Origin of the sequence: Actinomadura atramentaria DSM 43919 (genome assembly GCF_000381885.1) — a bacterium.
Lineage (GTDB): Bacteria > Actinomycetota > Actinomycetes > Streptosporangiales > Streptosporangiaceae > Spirillospora > Spirillospora atramentaria.
Window position 1 is genome coordinate 306775 of sequence record NZ_KB907213.1, and the last position, 17276, is coordinate 324050.

General features: G+C 74.2%; 16 protein-coding genes and 2 tRNA genes. 12 read left to right on the forward strand and 6 right to left on the reverse strand.

Features of this window, described 5'->3' with window-relative positions; all coding sequences use genetic code 11:
- The first annotated feature begins 14 nt into the window (after positions 1–14).
- From G339_RS34045 to G339_RS0116965, 7 genes are all read left to right on the forward strand, one after another.
- Complete coding sequence (locus G339_RS34045; protein ID WP_033323304.1) at positions 15–1367, forward strand: FtsK/SpoIIIE domain-containing protein; 1353 nt, start codon at positions 15–17, stop codon at positions 1365–1367.
- Between the two features lie 95 nt (positions 1368–1462).
- The gene (locus tag G339_RS38900) at positions 1463–1756 is read left to right on the forward strand and encodes a hypothetical protein (protein WP_157407782.1); all 294 of its coding nucleotides are present in this window, start codon (positions 1463–1465) and stop codon (positions 1754–1756) included.
- On the forward strand, positions 1753–2523 hold the full coding sequence (locus G339_RS0116945; protein ID WP_019632273.1) for a DUF2637 domain-containing protein: 771 nt from the start codon (positions 1753–1755) through the stop codon (positions 2521–2523). The genes G339_RS38900 and G339_RS0116945 overlap by 4 nt, the downstream gene beginning before the upstream one ends.
- A 210-nt stretch (positions 2524–2733) precedes the next feature.
- Positions 2734–2889: a hypothetical protein gene (locus G339_RS39450; protein WP_169514751.1), complete on the forward strand. Its 156-nt coding sequence runs from the start codon at positions 2734–2736 to the stop codon at positions 2887–2889.
- Positions 2890–2932: 43 nt separating this feature from the next.
- On the forward strand, positions 2933–4372 hold the full coding sequence (locus tag G339_RS34055) for a replication initiator (RefSeq protein ID WP_019632275.1): 1440 nt from the start codon (positions 2933–2935) through the stop codon (positions 4370–4372).
- Positions 4344–4523: a helix-turn-helix domain-containing protein gene (locus G339_RS0116960; protein ID WP_026341530.1), complete on the forward strand. Its 180-nt coding sequence runs from the start codon at positions 4344–4346 to the stop codon at positions 4521–4523. Before G339_RS34055 ends, G339_RS0116960 begins: the two co-directional genes overlap by 29 nt.
- Positions 4523–5872 carry a tyrosine-type recombinase/integrase gene (locus G339_RS0116965; protein ID WP_019632277.1) on the forward strand — a complete coding sequence of 450 codons (1350 nt, stop codon included), beginning with the start codon at positions 4523–4525 and terminating at the stop codon, positions 5870–5872. Before G339_RS0116960 ends, G339_RS0116965 begins: the two co-directional genes overlap by 1 nt.
- A 77-nt stretch (positions 5873–5949) precedes the next feature.
- On the opposite strand, the gene G339_RS0116970 is transcribed toward G339_RS0116965, so the two are convergent.
- The 6 genes from G339_RS0116970 to G339_RS0116995 all read right to left on the reverse strand — a co-directional run bounded on the left by G339_RS0116970 (position 5950) and on the right by G339_RS0116995 (position 10465).
- Positions 5950–6023, reverse strand: a tRNA-Phe gene (locus G339_RS0116970).
- Between the two features lie 35 nt (positions 6024–6058).
- Positions 6059–6136 (reverse strand) — tRNA-Asp (locus tag G339_RS0116975).
- 179 nt (positions 6137–6315) lie between these two features.
- Positions 6316–7551, reverse strand: coding sequence for a hypothetical protein (locus G339_RS36820; protein ID WP_026341531.1), 1236 nt, complete (start codon positions 7549–7551; stop codon positions 6316–6318).
- A complete protein-coding gene (locus G339_RS0116985) occupies positions 7548–8507 on the reverse strand; it encodes a COG1470 family protein (protein WP_019632278.1) in 960 nt (319 codons plus the stop codon). The genes G339_RS36820 and G339_RS0116985 overlap by 4 nt, the downstream gene beginning before the upstream one ends.
- 74 nt (positions 8508–8581) lie before the next feature.
- Complete coding sequence (locus tag G339_RS0116990; protein ID WP_019632279.1) at positions 8582–9583, reverse strand: WxL domain-containing protein; 1002 nt, start codon at positions 9581–9583, stop codon at positions 8582–8584.
- Positions 9584–9682: 99 nt separating this feature from the next.
- Positions 9683–10465 carry a hypothetical protein gene (locus G339_RS0116995; protein ID WP_019632280.1) on the reverse strand — a complete coding sequence of 261 codons (783 nt, stop codon included), beginning with the start codon at positions 10463–10465 and terminating at the stop codon, positions 9683–9685.
- Positions 10466–10582: 117 nt separating this feature from the next.
- Here G339_RS0116995 and G339_RS0117000 point away from each other — a divergent pair, with 117 nt between their 5' ends.
- From G339_RS0117000 to G339_RS39875, 5 genes are all read left to right on the forward strand, one after another.
- Positions 10583–11191 carry a hypothetical protein gene (locus G339_RS0117000; RefSeq protein WP_084693281.1) on the forward strand — a complete coding sequence of 203 codons (609 nt, stop codon included), beginning with the start codon at positions 10583–10585 and terminating at the stop codon, positions 11189–11191.
- Positions 11188–12222 (forward strand): heme/hemin ABC transporter substrate-binding protein, encoded by a 1035-nt coding sequence (locus G339_RS0117005; RefSeq protein ID WP_019632282.1) that lies wholly within the window; start codon positions 11188–11190, stop codon positions 12220–12222. The genes G339_RS0117000 and G339_RS0117005 overlap by 4 nt, the downstream gene beginning before the upstream one ends.
- The gene (locus G339_RS0117010; protein WP_338028927.1) at positions 12219–13268 is read left to right on the forward strand and encodes a FecCD family ABC transporter permease; all 1050 of its coding nucleotides are present in this window, start codon (positions 12219–12221) and stop codon (positions 13266–13268) included. Before G339_RS0117005 ends, G339_RS0117010 begins: the two co-directional genes overlap by 4 nt.
- Positions 13265–14089: a heme ABC transporter ATP-binding protein gene (locus G339_RS0117015; protein ID WP_019632284.1), complete on the forward strand. Its 825-nt coding sequence runs from the start codon at positions 13265–13267 to the stop codon at positions 14087–14089. Before G339_RS0117010 ends, G339_RS0117015 begins: the two co-directional genes overlap by 4 nt.
- A 165-nt stretch (positions 14090–14254) precedes the next feature.
- Positions 14255–17182, forward strand: a complete 2928-nt coding sequence (locus tag G339_RS39875; RefSeq protein ID WP_019632285.1) for an adenylate/guanylate cyclase domain-containing protein — start codon at positions 14255–14257, stop codon at positions 17180–17182.
- The last annotated feature ends 94 nt before the right edge of the window (positions 17183–17276 follow it).

A 17276-nucleotide genomic window follows, 5' to 3' on the forward strand; every position in this document is an offset into this window, starting at 1 on the left:
GCCGGGGACCGGTCATGACGAACTCGCTTCTTTTGCTCGGAGCCCTGGCCGCCGCGGCGGTCGGGCTCTGGGCCTGGCGGTCCCGGTTCCCGGTGTCGTTCTGGTACGGCGTCGGGTTCCCGGTCCGCGCGGTGCTGGTCTGCCTGTCATGGCATCACGTCGCGTCCGGGACGAAGCTCACGCGGAAGCGGCGTCGGTGGCGCTACACGCTGGACGCCGTTCCGCTCGCCGACATCGCCACCCGTGAGGCGTCGGCGGTGTTCCGGCACAAGCGGGGACTGCGGCGCGTGGACGTCGAACACGCCCCGCGCCTCGGCCTGCCGCGTCCGACCCGGCTGGGGTGGCGGATCCGGGTGCGGCTGCACGACGGGCAGGTTCCCGCCGACTACGAGAAGGCCGCGGAGGGGATCGCGCACGCCTGGCGCGTCCACTCCGTCCGCGTGGTGGACGTCGCGCCGGGGCGGGTCACGTTGTGGGCGACGCTCCGCGACCCCCTCACCGACATCGCCGTCACCCCGGAGACGGGGGAGCTGCTGCGGGTGCGGCCGGGGAAGCTGGAGAACGGCGCGGACTGGATCATCGACTTCCGCACCGTTCCGCACTGGCTTAACGCCGGCGCGACGCAGTCGGGCAAGTCCAACCTGGCCAACGCCATCATCAAGGGATTGGCTCCGCAGCCGGTCGCGCTCGTCGGGTTCGACCTCAAGGGCGGTGTCGAGTTCACCCCCTACGCGCCGCGCCTGTCGGCGCTGGCCACGTCCCGCGCCGAATGCCGGACGCTGCTGGACGACCTGGTCCGCCTGGTCACCGACCGCATGGCGCTGTGCCGGACGCACGGGGCGCGCAACGTGTGGCGGCTGCCCGAACACCTGCGGCCCGTTCCGGTCGTGGTGCTGGTGGACGAGGTCGCCGAACTGTTCCTCATGGCCGACAAGAGCGAGAAGGACGACGTCACGCGGACCGGGACGGCGCTGCTGCGCGTCGCCCAGCTCGGCCGGGCGTTCGCCGTCCACCTGATCGTGTGCGGGCAGCGCATCGGCTCCGACCTCGGCCCCGGCGTCACCGCCCTGCGCTCGCAGCTCTCCGGCCGCGTCTGCCACCGCGTCAACGACCCTGAGACGGCGAACATGACCCTCGGCGACATGGACCCGGCCGCGCTGGACGCCGCTCGCGCCATCCCCGCCGAAACCCCCGGCGTCTGCGTCGTCGCCGGGCAGGACGGGGCCTGGCATCGCGCCCGATCCGTCTACGTCTCCGAAGAGGCCGCCGAGTCCGCCGCCCGCGACCACGCGCACCTCGCCCCCGCCTGGCATGACCTCACCGGGACGACGTTGACCGCCGATCCCGGCATCCCGGACGCAGCCTGACCCGCTCTTCCCTTCCTGGCCCGGCGCGAGCCTCGATCGCGCCACGTCCCTACCCGACCCATGCCTGAAACCGGCTCATACCGGAGGTGATCGTCATGGCCGCTCGCGTTCTCGCCCTTCGTCCCCTGCTCGTCCCGGCGCGGCGTACTCGGACGTCCGCCGCGTCCCGCAGGACGTCCCGGACGTCCCCGGAAACGTCCCCGTCCGTCCCGTGGGTGCGGGTCGAGCGGGACGACGTCCGCGGGCTGCACGTCGCGCGGTGCGAACGGTGCGCGGAGTTCTTCGCGTCGTCCCGGCCCGACGAGGCCGAGGACTGGGCCGACGCGCACCGCTGTGACCCCGAACTCGCCGCGCTGCTCGCCGACCCGGCCGCCTGGCGGGCGGCATGACCCGGCGGACGCTCGTCCTCGTGCTGGAGTCCGGGCCGGTCAGAGTGCTGGCCGGCATCGCGGCGGCGGGATCGTTCACCCACATCCGCGACACCGCCGCCGACCACGGCCAACGCGGCTGGATGGCGTGGGCCGTCGCCGTCTGCATCGACCTCACCTGCGTCATGGCCGCCACCGAGCGGCGCCGGGACCAGGCCGTCCGACGTGCGCCGGGACGGGTGTCGTGGCCGACGCTCGTCCTGGTCGGCGGCGTCGTGCTGTCGCTGGCCGCCAACCTCGCGCAGGCCGACCCGTCGCCGTGGGGATGGATCACCGCCGCGACCCCCGCCGGGGCGTTCCTCGTCGCGGTGTCCATGCTCGAACGCCGCGCGAACCGCCCGGCCGCGCCGTCGCCGTCCCGCGAAGAGACGGGCCGTCCCGCGCCGGAGCCGATGGACGCGCCGCCGTCCTTCGGCCGTCCCGGACGACCGGCCCTGTCCTCGTCCTCCGACCGGACCGGCAACCGGTGCGATGACCCCGATCCGCCGCCGTCCTCGGCCCCGTCCGCAGCACCGGCCCCGCGCGCGGTCGGCGGCTCGGCGGACGCGCCGTTGCTGGAGTTCGCGCGCCGCGTCGCCGACGAACACCGCGCCGCCTACGGACGGCCGATCACCCGCGACGCGCTCCGCGCCCGTCTCGGCGTCTCCAACCAGCTCACCTCCGACCTCCTGCGGCGGCTCCGCGCCGACGCGACCCCTGAGGGAGCAAGCGGCCATGCCGAAAGGTGACGAACCGATCCGCCGCCCGACACATGCGACACCGAAACCCGATCACGCGAACGAAGCGGTCTGCGAGTCGTGCGGTACGGCGACGGCTCGGCGCTGGCGGTGCTGCGACTGCGGCGGGGGCGGCCTGACCTCGACCGGCGACACCTGCCCGCTCTGCGGCGGCGCCGGATTCCTCTGACCTGTCCGCTCGAACCGCTGGGAGACCCGCCGATGCTTCTCCGCCGCGCCGCGTTCCTCGCCTTCTGGCTCGTCCTGGCCCTCTACGTCCTGCGCCAACCCGCACGAGCCGCCCACACCGTCACCGCGTTGTTCGGCGGCCTGGCCGCCCTCGCCGACGCGCTGGCCGCGTTCTTCGCCGCCCTCTGACCCACGCCTCGCCGCATCGCACGAACAGGAGTAGTCCGCACCGATGACCCCCGTCCCCGACGTCCCGGCCGCGCGGCTGTCCGATCCGGTCGCCGTCCGAGACATGGCCGACCGCCTCAACAGGCCCGACTTTGACCGCTGGGCCGCCCGAACCCGCGCCACCGGAGGATGCGCGCAACCCGTCCACCTTCGCGGGCACGTCGAGTACCGCGACAAGCTCACCGGCGTACTCCTGCGCCGCTTCAGCAGCGGAACCGAACCCGGCGGAACGCTGCGGGTGGCGTGCAAGACCCGCCGCGCGTCCCGCTGCCCGGCCTGCGCCGAGACCTACCGCGCCGACACCTACCAGCTCGTTCGCGCGGGCCTGTCCGGCGGCAAGGGAGTGCCCGACACCGTCGCCGAGCACCCGGCGGCGTTCGTCACCCTGACCGCGCCGTCGTTCGGCCCCGTCCACACCCGACGCGAGAAGAACGGCAAGGCGCAGCCATGCCGCCCCCGCCGCGATGCCGGAACGTGTTCCCACGGGCGGCCGGTCTCCTGCACGGCCCGGCACACCGCCGACGACCCCCGGCTCGGACAGCCGATCTGCCCAGACTGCTTCGACTACCGCGCGGCCGTGCTGTGGAACGCGCACGCGCCCGAACTCTGGCGGCGCTTCACCCTCGCCGTCCGACGCCAGATCGCCAAAGCCGGCGGGCTGCGCGTGGGAGAACTGCGCGCCCACCTGACGTTGTCGTTCGCCAAGGTCGCCGAATACCAGCGCCGCGGCCTGGTCCACTTCCACGCCGTCCTCCGCCTCGACGGACCCGGCGGACCCATCGCACCGCCCCCTGCCTGGGCGACCTACGACCTGCTCGCCGACGCCGTCCGCCACGCCGCGACCGCCGTCACCGCCCGCACCCCGCAAAGCAACGACGTCCCCGCCCACACCCTGACCTGGGGCGAACAACTCGACATCCGCCCCATCACCGCGACCGGCACGCTCACCGACCGCGCCGTAGCGGGCTACATCGCCAAATACGCCACCAAAGCCGCCGAGTCCACCGGAACCGTGGACCGCCGTATCCGCGCCACCGACGACGTGAACACCCTCCCCGTCACCGACCACGCCCGACGCCTCATCACCGCCTGCCTCGACCTGGCCGCCGTCGAAGAACTCGCGGGCCTGCGACTCGACCAGTGGGCGCACATGCTCGGCTTCCGCGGCCACTTCTCCACCAAGTCCCGCCGCTACTCCACCACCCTCGGACGCCTGCGCGCCGACCGCTGCGCCCACAACGAACGCGAACACCACGCCACCACCGGACGCCTGCCCTTCGACGACGACGGCGTTCTGATCACCACCCACTGGAACTACGTCGGCCAAGGACTCACCCCCGGCGAAGCCCTCCTCACCGCCGCCCTCACCGGCCGACCACTCCCGCCGCTCGACTCGCGCCACGCAAGGAGCCCTGTTGGACGACCTGGTCCTGACCGTCGATGAAGCCGCCGAACGGCTCCGAGTGAGCCGCTGGACGCTCTACAACCTCATCCGCTCGAACCGGCTCCGCACGGTCAAGATCGGCCGCCGCCGGCTGGTGCCCGTCGACGCCCTGTCCGAATGCCTCGACCACCTCTCGGAGGAAGCCGCCTGATGACCACGACAGCGATCGGTACTCCGGACGAACCAGAGAAGCCCAAGCGTCGGAAGAGCCGGAGCAAGCGCGGGAACGGCGAAGGAAGCATTTGGCGGCGCAAGGACGGCCGGTACGCCTTCGCCGCGTACGTCCTGACGACGGCCGGGACGCTCAAGCGGGTGCAGGGCTACGCGCCGTCGCACGACGAAGCGCGCAAGCGGTTGACCAAGCTGCTGGAACAGTCCGACCAGGGCATTCCGGTGGCGTCGGTGACCTGGACGGTCGAGCAATACTTGACGTACTGGCTGGAGCACGTCGTCAAGCCCGAACGGCGCGCGACGACCCACCGGGGATACGAGGTCGCGGTTCGCCGTCATCTGATTCCCGAACTCGGCAAGAAACGGCTCGGAAAACTGATGGCACGTGACGTCCGGCTCGCCGTCACCCGCATCCGGGAAGCGTGCCAGTGCTGCCGCAACGGCTGGGACGAGATCCGGGAAGTTCCCCGGTGCTGTTCCCTCAAGGGAGGGAAATGCTGCGCGTCCCGGCTGTCGGTGCGGTCGGTCCAGTACATCCACGCGGTTCTGCGGAACGCGCTCCAAGCCGCCGTCCGGGAAGAGATCATTCCGCGCAACGTCGCCAAGCTGGTGCAGGTCTCGACACCCGACTACGAGGTGAACCGCGGCCTGACCATCGACCAGGCGCGAGCCGTGCTCGAAGCGGCCAAGGGCGAACGCCTTCACGCGCTGTTCGTCCTGGCGCTCTGCCTCGGGCTGCGGCGCGGTGAACTGCTCGGGCTCCGCTGGGAAGACATCACGATGGACCCGTGTCGGGCCTGCGCGGGGGAGGGGTACGCCCCGGACGGCGCCGCGTGCGAGGAATGCGAAGAGACCGGGATCGGGAACGCCGCTCTGGAAGTCCGGCAGGCTCTCCAGCGCATCGGTGGGGAACTGCGGTTCGTCCCGCCGAAGACCGCTGATTCCGTGCGGACCATTCCGCTGCCGAACCTGTGCGTGGTCGCGCTTTGCGAGCACCGCGTCATGCAGGATCGGGAGGCCGCCGATGCCTGGCCGAACTGGAGAGAACACGGGCTGGTGTTCCCATCCCGCATCGGAACGCCGATGGAACCCGACAACCTCCGGCGGAGCTGGGGCCGCATCAGGGAAGCGGCGGGGCTGGACGGTGTCCGGCTGCACGACACCCGGCACACGTGCGTGTCCCTGCTCCTGGCGCTCGGCGTCCCGCCGCACGTCGTCCGGGAGATCGTCGGTCACAGCGACATCGAGGTCACGATGACCATCTACGCTCATGCGGCGCTGGAGGACAAGCGGGCCGCGCTGCGGAAGCTGGGGGACGTGCTCGGCTGAGGCCGTTGCTGTCACGGTTGCTGTCAAAAACGCCCGGCGCGATCATCGCTCCGGGCGTTTCGGCTGTTCAAAGGGTGTGGGCAGGGGCGGGGTCGAACCGCCGACCTTTCGCTTTTCAGGCGAACGCTCGTACCGACTGAGCTACCTGCCCGGGACGCGCGGTCGTCGCGGTGACGTTGGCACGTCTGGCGGTCCTGACGGGATTTGAACCCGCGGCCTCCACCTTGACAGGGTGGCGAGCACTCCTAGCTGCTCCACAGGACCTTGCGTTTTCCCCGAGTCTAGACTCTCGGGGGCGTCTCCCGGGGTGGGCTCCCTCGCGGGGCCGTTTTCCTGGCGACGTCCGAAAGCATACGGGATGCTCGCTGCCTGCGCCAACTCGGTATTGGGGCCGGGGAAACCGCAGGTCAGCGGGGGTGCGTGCCGGGTGGCGCGCACCCCCGTCAGCCGAGGAACGTCCGGTTCGCCGCGGCGACGCGGTCGGTGTAGGCCGGGTCGTCGGTGGGGGCGACCGCGCGCAGGAGTTCGACGCCGTCCACGGAGATCTGGTCGGCCAGCTCGTGGGGGTCGGCGGCGGCGATGCGGTAGCGGCGGTCGGTGGGGGGCAGGAGGAGGGCGGGCAGGGGGACGGACAGGACGCGGGAGAGGGCCAGCAGGTCGTTGGCCGTGTAGGACGCGGTCGAGTCCAGGGAGGCGTCCGAGATGTCCGAAGCGGACCAGGGGCGGCCCGTCAGGCGGGTCAGGGACGCGGCCGCGAGGGTGGGGTCGAGGTCCCGGACGCGCCGCCAGTGCCCGACGTTCGCCGCGACGACCTGGTTCATGCTGATCACACGGTCCGGTGTCGGAGCGTCAACAGGCAGAACGGGCGGACGCGCGGGGCGGCGCAGCGCACGCACGAACGCGAGAAACACGAGCAACGCCCCGAGCACCGGGAACGCCCACGGATACGAGGACGTCGAGCCCGTGAAGGCGATCGGCTCGTCAATCCCGGTGATCTCGCCGCGGATCGTGTAGCGCCCGAACGCGGGCCCGTCGAGGGTGAACCGCGTCGTGTACGAGCGTTCCTGGCCGGGCTGGAGCGTGCCGAGCGGCGGCGCGGCGACGATCGTCGTCGGGTCGGCGCCGCGCCCGGCGGCGAGGGAGAGCGGCGCGTCGGCGACGGGCGCCTGTCCGTCGTTGCGGACGGTGAAGCGCAGCGTCCGGTGGGCGGGCCCGCCGAACCAGGACGCGACGCCTGAGCCGGTCACCGAGACGTCCGTCACGGTGAGGCGGCGGCTGCTGGTGACGCCGCCGGTCTCGGGCGCGGCGAGCGTGCCGGCCCCGGCGACGGCGACGGGCGTCGTGACGGGCGTCCCGCCGGTCACGGGCCGCGCGGAGACGACGCAGGGGCAGCCGATGGGCGGTTTCGCGACGGTCAGCAGGACGGTCGCCGTCTTCTTCGCGGCGACGAACGTCGTCGCGGACGTCGTGACGGCGCAGTCGGCCGTCCCGCGCCGCGCGGAGTTCCCGCACAGTTCGACGACGACGTTCCCAGCGGCCCAGCCCGACAGTTTCACGGTGAGGGTGTCGCCCGCCTTCACCGACGTCCGGTCCACCGCGACGCGCGGCGCGTCGGCGGACGCGGGAACGGCCGGAAACACCAGCAGCGCGGCCAGGAGGACGGCGAAAACCCGCTTCATGCCTTCCTCCGGCGGCGCACGGCGAACACGGCGACGCCGCCCGCCAGGACGACGACGAGACCGAGGTACAGCCACGGCACGCCCCACGACGACGCGGTCCGCGTCACGGGCCGGACGGCCAGCGCGGAACCCGTCGCCGGGTCCGCGAGCGTCAGCCGCACCGATGCGCGCAACGGCCCGACGGGCGCGACGCCCGGCAGCTTCTCGGTGAACGTGTACGTGTTTCCGGGCAGCAGCTCCGGGATGGGCCGCGAGACGGGCCTGCCCTGCGACCAGCCGAACGGCCCGGCCGCCGAGATCCGCGCCGAGGCTGTCACCCGGACGTTGCCGGTGTTGCGGACGCGGTACGCGACCGTCATGTCCGAGGTCCCCGCGACAGGCGCGGAGTAGGAAGCGGCCAGCTCCTCGATCTGCACGGACGGGCTCAGCGGCCCGTTGACGCGCACGTGGACGCGCGCCGCCACGCGCCGGTCCACGTTCACGCGCTGCCCCGTCGCGGACGTCTCCTGTTGGGTGATCGCCGTGACGACGCCGCCGCTGTGGTCGCCGGGCGTCGCGTCGGCCGGGACGGTCAGCGTGAACGGCACCTGCAGCCGTTTGCCGGGCTTGATGCGGTACGTCCCGGCGCGGAAGGCGATCCACGTCCCGACGCCCGTCGCGCGGCGGTCGGCGGTGAGCAGCGCGAACGACCCGTCCGGGGTGTTGAACGCGTCGGTCGCGTACACGCGGAGCGTCAGCGCGCGGCTGCCGAGATTGGAGACCGTGACCTTGTCGCTGATCTTCTGCCCGGGGGCGGCCGTGTAGACGAAGTAGTCCCGCCCGCTCGGGCCGGTGGGCCCGGCCGGGCGGACGGCCCAGGTGAAGCCGGGGTCGGGGGCGGCGTGCGCGACCGGCGCGGCGGCCGCCGCGAGCAGGGCCGCGAGGGCGGCCGCGCCCGCGCGGGCGGGTGCGTTCATGGGGTTTCTCCGCAAGACTCGGGGGACGCGGCGCCCCTTGTCCCAGAAGGGGCGCCGCGCCGGAGGATGACCCGTCAGGACAGGGTCAGGGTGAGGGTGCCGGTGTAGTCGCCGGGCACGGCGCCCGCCGGGACGCCGAGGTCGAGCCCGGCGCCCGCCTCGAACACGCCGCCGCTCGCGCCGCCCGCCGAGGCGGCGAGGGTGCGGGCGACGTCCAGACCGGAGACGGCCGGGCCCGCGGTGACCGCGCCGCCGGAGCCGTCGTTGACGACGGCCGCGTTCGGCGCCCACGCCATGTTCGCGGCGGGGATGGCGCCGCCCGCCGCGGACGTGAGGTCGCCGAGCTGGCCGACCAGGCTCCAGCCCGCGTTCGTGCCGCGCGCGTCGGTGACGGTGGCCTTGTTCAGCGCGCCGGTGGCGTGGCCGCCGGGCGCGGCGTCGGTGAGGGCGACGTTGTTGCCCGCGACGGACAGGGTCAGCGCGCCGGTCTTGTTGATCTTCGCGGTGATGGTCTGCTGCTCGCTGGAGCCGCCGCCCCCGCCCGGGTTCTCGCCGCCCTCGCCCGGGTCGCCGCCGCCGGGGTTCTCGCCGCCGGTGAACGTGACGGGCGTGAACGTGTCCTGGCTGCGGTCGGTGGAGCCGTGCGCCGCGATCGTGATGACGTAGCACTGGGTGACGAGGCAGTCGATGTCGTTGCCCTCGGCGTCCTTGTACTTGGCCTTGACGCCGGGCAGGACGGTGCTGAACGTGCCGTCGTCGTTCATCGGGCCCTGCCCGGCGGACGGGGCCGCGCCCTTGTGGATCCACTTGGACACCTGGAAGACGCCCGCGTTGGTGGCGTAGTCGGCGGTCTTCGGGCCGAACGCGACGTAGATGGCGTTGCCGCCGGCGGCGGCGGGGTTGAAGCCGGTGCCCTCGACCGCCAGGTCCTGGCCGGCGGGGTCGACGCCGGTGGACGGCGACACGGTCGTCGCGGGTCCGGCGGCGTACGCGGGGGACAGGCCGGCGGCCGTGACGGCGGCTGCCGCGCCGACGACGAGGGCGCCGCGGCCCAGCCGCGAGGCGATGGAACGCATGGAGTGCTCCTTGTGGGGTGTTGGGAGTGCGCGCGGGCGCGCGCGGTCCGCCGCGCCGCTGCGGGTGGCGGCGGCGGGGACGATCGGGGGCGGGGGACGTCAGCGGGCGGGTCGGCGCCGCCGCCGGGCGAGGAGCCGGACGCCGATTCCGGCGGCGGCGACGGCGGCGACGGCGATCCAGAACGGGGCGGGCGAGCGCGCGGGCGGCCCCGCGGCCGTCTGCCGGAACGTCTCGGCGGCGACGGGGGTGGCGAAGCCCTGCGGGACGCCGGCCGCGGCGGTCGGCGTCCCGGCGGCGGGCGGGGCGGTGCCGCCCGGGGTCGTCGAGCCGAGGGAGCCGGAGGCGGACGAGCCAGGGCTGGCGCCCGCGCCGGAGCCGGACGGCGTGTTCGCCTCGGGCGCGCGCGCCGCGCCCTTGAACGCGATCGGCACCATCGCGTCCTGGCTGCGGTCGGGCACGCCGTGCGCGGCCATCGTCATGACGTAGCAGGCGCTGACGAGGCAGTTCACCGCCTTGCCGTTCCCGTCGGTGTACTTGGCCTTCACGGCGATGCGCACGCTGAACGACCCAGCGGCGCTCATCGGCGCCTGCCCGTTCCCGCCGCCGCCCGGGTGGACCCAGACGGCGGACGCGAACAGGTTGGCGTCCTTGAAGAAGTTCGCGGGACGGGGACCGAACACGACGTACACGCCGAACGCGTTGTTGCGCTTGGCGTCGAAGCCGCTGCCGGTGACCGTCAGCGTCGCGCCGGACTGCGGGACGCCGGTGCGCTGCGAGACCGCCAGGGAGGCCGCGTGCGCGGGGGTCGCGAGGGCGACCGGCGCGGCGCACAGGAGGGCCGCCGCCGAAACGCTCGCGACGGCGCGCTGGCGGCGATTCATCGGACGTGCTTCATGGTTCGACCCCGCGTCTTCCTACTTAGGTAAGGCTAAGCTAACGTAACGCCCCAGCGGCTGAAAAGCCGACATAGGCCACATTTCGCAACACTGGGACGGACGATGCGCAGAACGGTGCCCCTCCTCGCCGCGACCGGCGTGGCCCTCGCACTCACCACCGGACTCGCGCACGCGGACGCCGGGTCGGCCACCGGCGCGAGCGGCCAGACGCTGACCGTCTCCCAGACCACCGGCCTCGCGAGGGACGGCGCGACGCTGACCGTCACCGGCCACGGCTTCGACACCGGTAAGGGCGTCTACGTCGCGTTCTGCCAGGACAACGGCGCGGGCAAGGCCCCGCACCCGTGCGGCGGCGGCGCGGACACCAGCGGCAAGACCGGCGGATCGCAGTGGATCTCGTCCAACCCGCCGCCGTACGGCAAGGGGCTGGCCGTCCCGTACGGCCCCGGCGGGACGTTCAGCGTGCAGATCAAGATCGCGGCGAAACTCAACGACGCCGTGGACTGCACGAAGGTGAAGTGCGTCGTCGCGACCCGCGCTGATCACACGCGGTCGAACGACCGCAGCCAGGACGTGCGCGTGCCGGTCTCGTTCGAGGGCGGCTCGTCGTCGCTGCCGTGGATCGTCGGCGGCGCTGCCGCTGCGGTCGTCGTGCTCGGCGGCGGCGCGGCGCTGCTCGTCCGGCGGCGGCGCGGCGGGAGCGCGGCGTGAAGGCGCGTTTTGCGGCGGCCGCCCTCGCGGCGGTCACCGCGCTGGCGGGCGCGGGCTGCGCCGCCGGGACGGGCGGGGCCGCGTCCGGCGCGACCGACGCGGTCGCGAGCTGCGGGCCGTCCACCGTGCGGGTTCCGGACAAGGACGTCGAACCGCTCAGCCCCGCGCCGAAGCCGGAGCTGCCCGTCACCGTCGCGTCCGCCGACGGGAAGCGCGTCACGGTGAAGAAGGCGGACCGCGTCCTCGCGCTCAACCTGTACGGGTCGCTCGCGGAGATCGTGTTCAGCCTCGGGCTCGGGGACCGCGTGATCGGACGCGACGCGTCCACGACGTTCCCGTCCGCCGCGAAGCTCCCCCTCGTCACCAACCAGGGCCACGACCTGTCCGCCGAGGCGATCCTCCGGATGGACCCCGACGTCGTCCTCGCGGACCGCAGCATCGGGCCGCCCGAGGCGCTCCAGCAGATCCGCGCGGCGGGAATCCCCGTCGTCATGGTGGACGACCGGCAGACGATCCCCGCGATCGGCGAGCACATCACCGCCATCGCCGCCGCGCTCGGCGTCCCCGCCGCCGGGAAGAAGCTGAACGCGCGCGTCACCGCGCAGATCGACGCGGCCCGCGCGAAAGCCTCGCACGGCGGCGAGCCGCTGCGCGTCGCGTTCCTCTACCTGCGTGGCACCGCCGGGGTCTACCTCATCGGCGGCAAGGGCGCGGGCTCGGACGCGATGATCCAGGCGGTCGGCGCGACCGACGCGGGCACCGCCGCCGGGCTCAGCGGGTTCCGCCCGCTCACCAGCGAAGGGCTCATCAACGCCGCGCCCGACGTCATCCTCGTCATGACGGACGGGCTGGAGTCGGTCGGCGGCGTCAAGGGCCTGCTGAAACTGCCCGGCGTCGCGCAAACGCCCGCGGGCCGCGCGCACCGCGTCGTGGACGCCGACGACGGCACGCTCCTCAACTTCGGCGCGCGCACCGGTGAGACCATCGAAGCGCTCGCCGTCGCGCTGCACGATCCGTGCGGTGCTCGGTGAAAGCGAAACCCGCCGCGTGGAAGCCCGCGCTGCTGATCGCCGGACTCGCCGTCGCGCTCGTCGTGATGGTCGTCGTCGCGGCGGCGCTCGGCCAGGTGAACATTCCGCCCGACCAGGTCGTCGGCTCGATCCTGCACCGGATCGGGCTGGACGTCGGGCCGCTGCCGGAGGCCGCGCAGGGCGACAACGCGCTGTGGCTCGTCCGGTTCCCGCGCGTCGCGCTCGCCGTCGTCACCGGCGCGTCCCTCGGCTGCGCCGGGTCGGTCATGCAGGGCGTGTTCGGCAACCCGCTCGCCGAACCCGGCGTCATCGGCGTCTCGTCCGGTGCGGCCGTGGGCGCGGCGGGCGTCATCGTCTTCGGGTTCACCTTCCTCGGGAACTGGACGGTCGTCGGCGCGGCGTTCGTGTTCGGGCTGCTCACCACGCTGCTCGTCTACGTCGTGTCGCGGTCGGGCGGGCGCACCGAGGTCGTGACGCTGCTGCTCACCGGCATCGCCGTCAACGCCGTCGCGACCGCCGCGCTCGGACTGCTGATGTTCGCGTCCAGCAACGACGCGCTGCGCGCCATCACGTCCTGGCAGCTCGGCAGCCTCGCCAGCGCGACCTGGCCCGCGGTCGGGGCCGTCACGCCCTGCGCGGTCGTCGGCGTCGCCGTCGCGCTGACGTGCGCGCGGCGGCTGGACGTCCTCGCGCTCGGCGAGCGGCCCGCGCGGCAGCTCGGCGTGGACGTGGAGCGGCTGCGGCTGCTGTGCGTCGTCGTCATCGCGCTGCTGACGTCCGCGGCCGTCGCGTTCAGCGGGATCATCTCGTTCGTCGGGCTCGTCGTGCCGCACCTGGTCCGGATGGCCGTCGGGCCGGGGCACCGCGCGCTGATCCCGGCGAGCGCGCTCGGCGGCGCGCTGATCCTCGTCACCGGCGACCTCGTCGCGCGGACGTCCATCGCCTACCAGGAACTGCCGCTCGGCGTCCTCACCTCGCTGGTCGGCGGGCCGTTCTTCTTCTGGCTGCTGCGGCGCGCGCGCAGCCGGGCGGGCGGCTGGGGATGATCGCGCTGCGCCGCCGGCCGCGGCTGCCCGCGCCGCCCGAGCACGGCGCGGTCGCGCTCGCCGCCGCCGCGCTCACCGTCGAACGCGCCGGACGCGCCGTGGTGGACGACGTCACGCTCGACGTCCGGCACGGCGAAGTGCTCGCGCTCGTCGGCCCGAACGGCGCGGGGAAGTCGACGCTGCTCGCCGCGCTCTGCGGGGACCTGCGGCCCGCCGCCGGGACGATCCGCGTCGCGAGCGAACCCCTCGACGCGTTCACGCCGCGCGAACTCGCGCTGCGCCGCTCGATGCTGCCGCAGAAGCACACGCTGTCCTTCCCGTTCACCGCCGGGGACGTCGTGCGGATGGGCCGCGTGCCGTGGGCCGGGACGCCGCTGGAGGACGACGACGACCACGCCGTCGCCACCGCGCTGCGCGACGCCGACGCCGTCCCGTTCGCCGACCGGCCGTTCACCGCGCTGTCCGGCGGCGAGCAGGCCCGCGTCGCGCTCGCCCGCGTCCTCGCGCAGCGCGCCGCGACGGTCCTGCTCGACGAACCCACCGCCGCGCTCGACATCCGGCACCAGGAACTCGTCTTCGGCGTCGCGCGGCGCGAGGCCGCGCGCGGGCACGCCGTGGTCGTCGTCGTCCACGACCTCGACCTCGCCGCCGCCTACGCCGACCGGGTCGCGCTGCTCGCCGAGGGGCGGCTCGCCGCGTGCGGGCCGTCCGCCGACGTCCTCACCGCCGACCGGCTCACCGAGGTGTACCGGCACGACATCGAGGTGCTGCCGCATCCGCGCACCGGGCGGCCGCTCGTCCTCCCGCGCCGCGGCGAGTGACCGGGAAACACCGCCGCGGGAGTGTACGCGCCGCCGCCGGGATGGCACGCTCTGCACGTGAGGGCGGCCATACCGGCGGCGAACCGGCATCTTAGGCTGAACCCGGGCCGTCCCCCGTCGCGCGGACGCCCGCGCGCAAGGCATCCCCCGGCCTTGGAGGCACTGGTGAACGGCAGGCACACGCTCGCGGCCCGGCACGCGGCCCGCACCGCCGCGCGCAGGGAGGCGGGGCGCGCCGTCGCGCGGCAGATCGGCGCGCGGCTGGAAGAACTGCCCGCGCTGCCCGGACTGCCGCGCTCGCTGCTCGAACTGCGCGTCCGGTGGGTGCTGCTCGTCGTCGTCGCGGTCGCGAACCTCGGCGGCGCGGCCGTCGTGCTGTCGTTCGCGCTGTTCGTCCTGCCCGATCCGCCGCTGCCCGACCGGGGGTACGCGCGGCTCGTCAACACCGTCGCGTTCTTCGGATACCCGCTCGTCGCCGCGCCCTCGGTGCTCGCCACCGGGCTGCGGATGTGGCGGCCCGTCATCCGGGTCGTCCGCGACGGCGCGGTCACCAGCCGCTCGCAGGGACGCGCCGTGCTGCTCGGGCCGATGCGGCTCACCCTGCTCGTCGGCGGCATGTGGACGCTCGGCGCGATCGGCTGGTTCGGGCTCGACATCGTGCTGTTCAACGTCGAACTCGCCATCAAGACCGGGCTGACGTGCCTGCTCGGCGCGCTCGCCACCTGCACCATCGTGTACCTGCTGTCGGAACGGCTCTTGCGGCCCGCCGCCGCGCTCGTCCTGGCCACCGGTGAGTCGCGGCGGATACGGCTGCCCGGCGTCGTCACCCGCGCGATGCTCGCGTGGGCGCTCGGGACCGTCATCCCCGTGCTCGGGCTGATCTGCGTCGGGTTCGGGGCGCTGTTCGTCCCGACGATCAGCGCGACGCAGCTCTCCGTCACGATGGTCGGGCTCGGCGCGACGGCGATCCTCGTCGGGATGGGCGTCACGTACATGGCGATCAAGGCTGTCGCGGACCCGATCAAGACGGTCCGGACCGGCATGGCCCGCGTCGAGCGCGGCGACCTCGACGCCCGCATCGACGTCTACGACGCCAGCGAGGTCGGGCAGCTCCAGGCCGGGTTCAACCACATGGTGTCGGGGCTGCGGCAGCACGAGCGGCTCCGCGACCTGTTCGGGCGGCACGTCGGGGAGCAGGTCGCCGACCTCGCGCTGGAGAGCGACGGGATCGAGCTCGGCGGAGAGGTCCGGAACGTCGCCGTCCTGTTCGTCGACCTCGCCGGGTCCACGCGGCTCGCGGAGACGCACAGCCCCGACGAGGTCGTCGAGCTGTTGAACCGGTTCTTCGGCGTCGTCGTCGGCGCGGTCGGCGCGCACGGCGGCTGGATCAACAAGTTCGAGGGCGACGCCGCGCTCGCCGTCTTCGGCGCGCCCCTCGACCTCGACGACGCGGCGGGCGGCGCGCTCGGCGCGGCCCGCGAGATCGGGCGGCGGCTCCGCGCCGAGGTGCCCGGCGTGGACTTCGGCGTCGGCGTCTCCGCCGGGGAGGTCGTCGCCGGGTACATCGGGGCCGAGCAGCGCTTCGAGTACACCGTCATCGGTGACCCGGTGAACGAGGGCGCGCGGCTCAGCGACCTCGCCAAGACGGTGCCGGGCCGCGTCCTGGCCGCCGGGCACCTGCTCGACCTCGCGCACCTCGCCGAGGCGGGCGCGTGGGAGTTCGGCAAATCGGTGACGCTGCGCGGCCGCAGCAGGCCGACGCGGCTGGCGATGCCGCTCGCCGCCGCGCCGGACGAGGACGAGCCGTCGACCTCCCGCCGCTCCCGCCTGCGCGTCCCGCGGCCCCGCGTCCCCCGCCTCCGCCGCCGCCCCGCCGACGCCGAGCCCACCGACCCGAACCCCGAACACGACTCCGCCCCGCCGACCCCCGCGCCGCCCGCCGACCCGACCCCCGACACCGACCAGCCGGCCGTCGCCGCGCCCGCGCGGCCCGGTGACGGACCGCCGGCCGTCGCCGTCACCGCGCAGCCCGGCGACGCGCCGCCCGCTGTCACCGCGCCCGCGCAGCCCGGCGACGCGCCGCCCGCCGTCGCCCTCACCGCGCAGCCCGGCGACGCTCCGCCCGCTGTCGCCGTGTCCGCGCGGCCCGGTGACGGACCGCCCGCTGTCGCCGTGTCCGCGCGGCCCGGCGACGCTCCGCCCGTCCGCGCGGACGCCGAAAAGGCCCCTGACCCGAACGCTCGGCCGGACGCGCCGGACGACGAACGCCCCGACCGCGCGGCCACCGCCGCGCCCGCTCGAACGAACCCGAACGCACACCGCCGAACCCCCGCAAGCATGAACACCGTCCCACCCGCCGCGACCACGAACGCGCGAGCCTCGACCAACGACAACGCTGAAGCGAACGCACCCCAAGAAGCGACCACCTGCGCCCTGGAAGAAACAGACGCGCGCCTTGCGGCGGACGCGGCCGAAAACCACGCCGAAGCGCACCCGGACGGCAAGGCGACCGCCGACGCGAGCACCTGCGGCGTCTCGGACGGCGACGCGAGCACCTGCGGCGTCGCGAACGGCGAACCCCGCGCGGACGCGGGCGGCCAGCCGAACACGCGCAGGCGTCGGCGCGGGGCGACGGACACGGCTGCCGACACGAGCGCGGACACGGACCCGCGCGCGCCGGGCTCCCCCGCGCCGACGGACCCTGACGCGGGCACAGCCCCGGAATCGCCCGCGAAAAGCGGAGCGCGCGCGGCCGTCCGCAGCCGGACGAGCGCGCGCAGGCGCGGCAGGCCGGACGCAGACGCGGGCGCAAGCGCGGGCAGCGGCATGGGCGCGGGCGAAGACTCGGGCGCAGGCGCAAGCATGGGTGCAGGCGAAAGCTCGGGCGCAGACGCAGGAGTAGACGCAGACGCGGGCGAGAACGCAGGCGCAAGCGCAGGCGGAGACGCGGGTGTCGATGTCGCCGCGGACGCGGGTGCCGAAGTCGGCGCGGAGCCGCGCGATGAGGGAAGCGAGCGCGTTCGCGTGCGGTGGGGGAGAGGCGGGCGGCGGAGGGGGCCGCGGGCGGGCGGCCCGTCCGGTGGGCGCGGCTGAGTGGGGCGTCGTGGGCGGCCGGAAACAAAATTTTGCGCCCTCTTGTTCGGTGTGCGCACGTTCCGAGCCCGCCGCCGCACCCGCCAGGTGATTA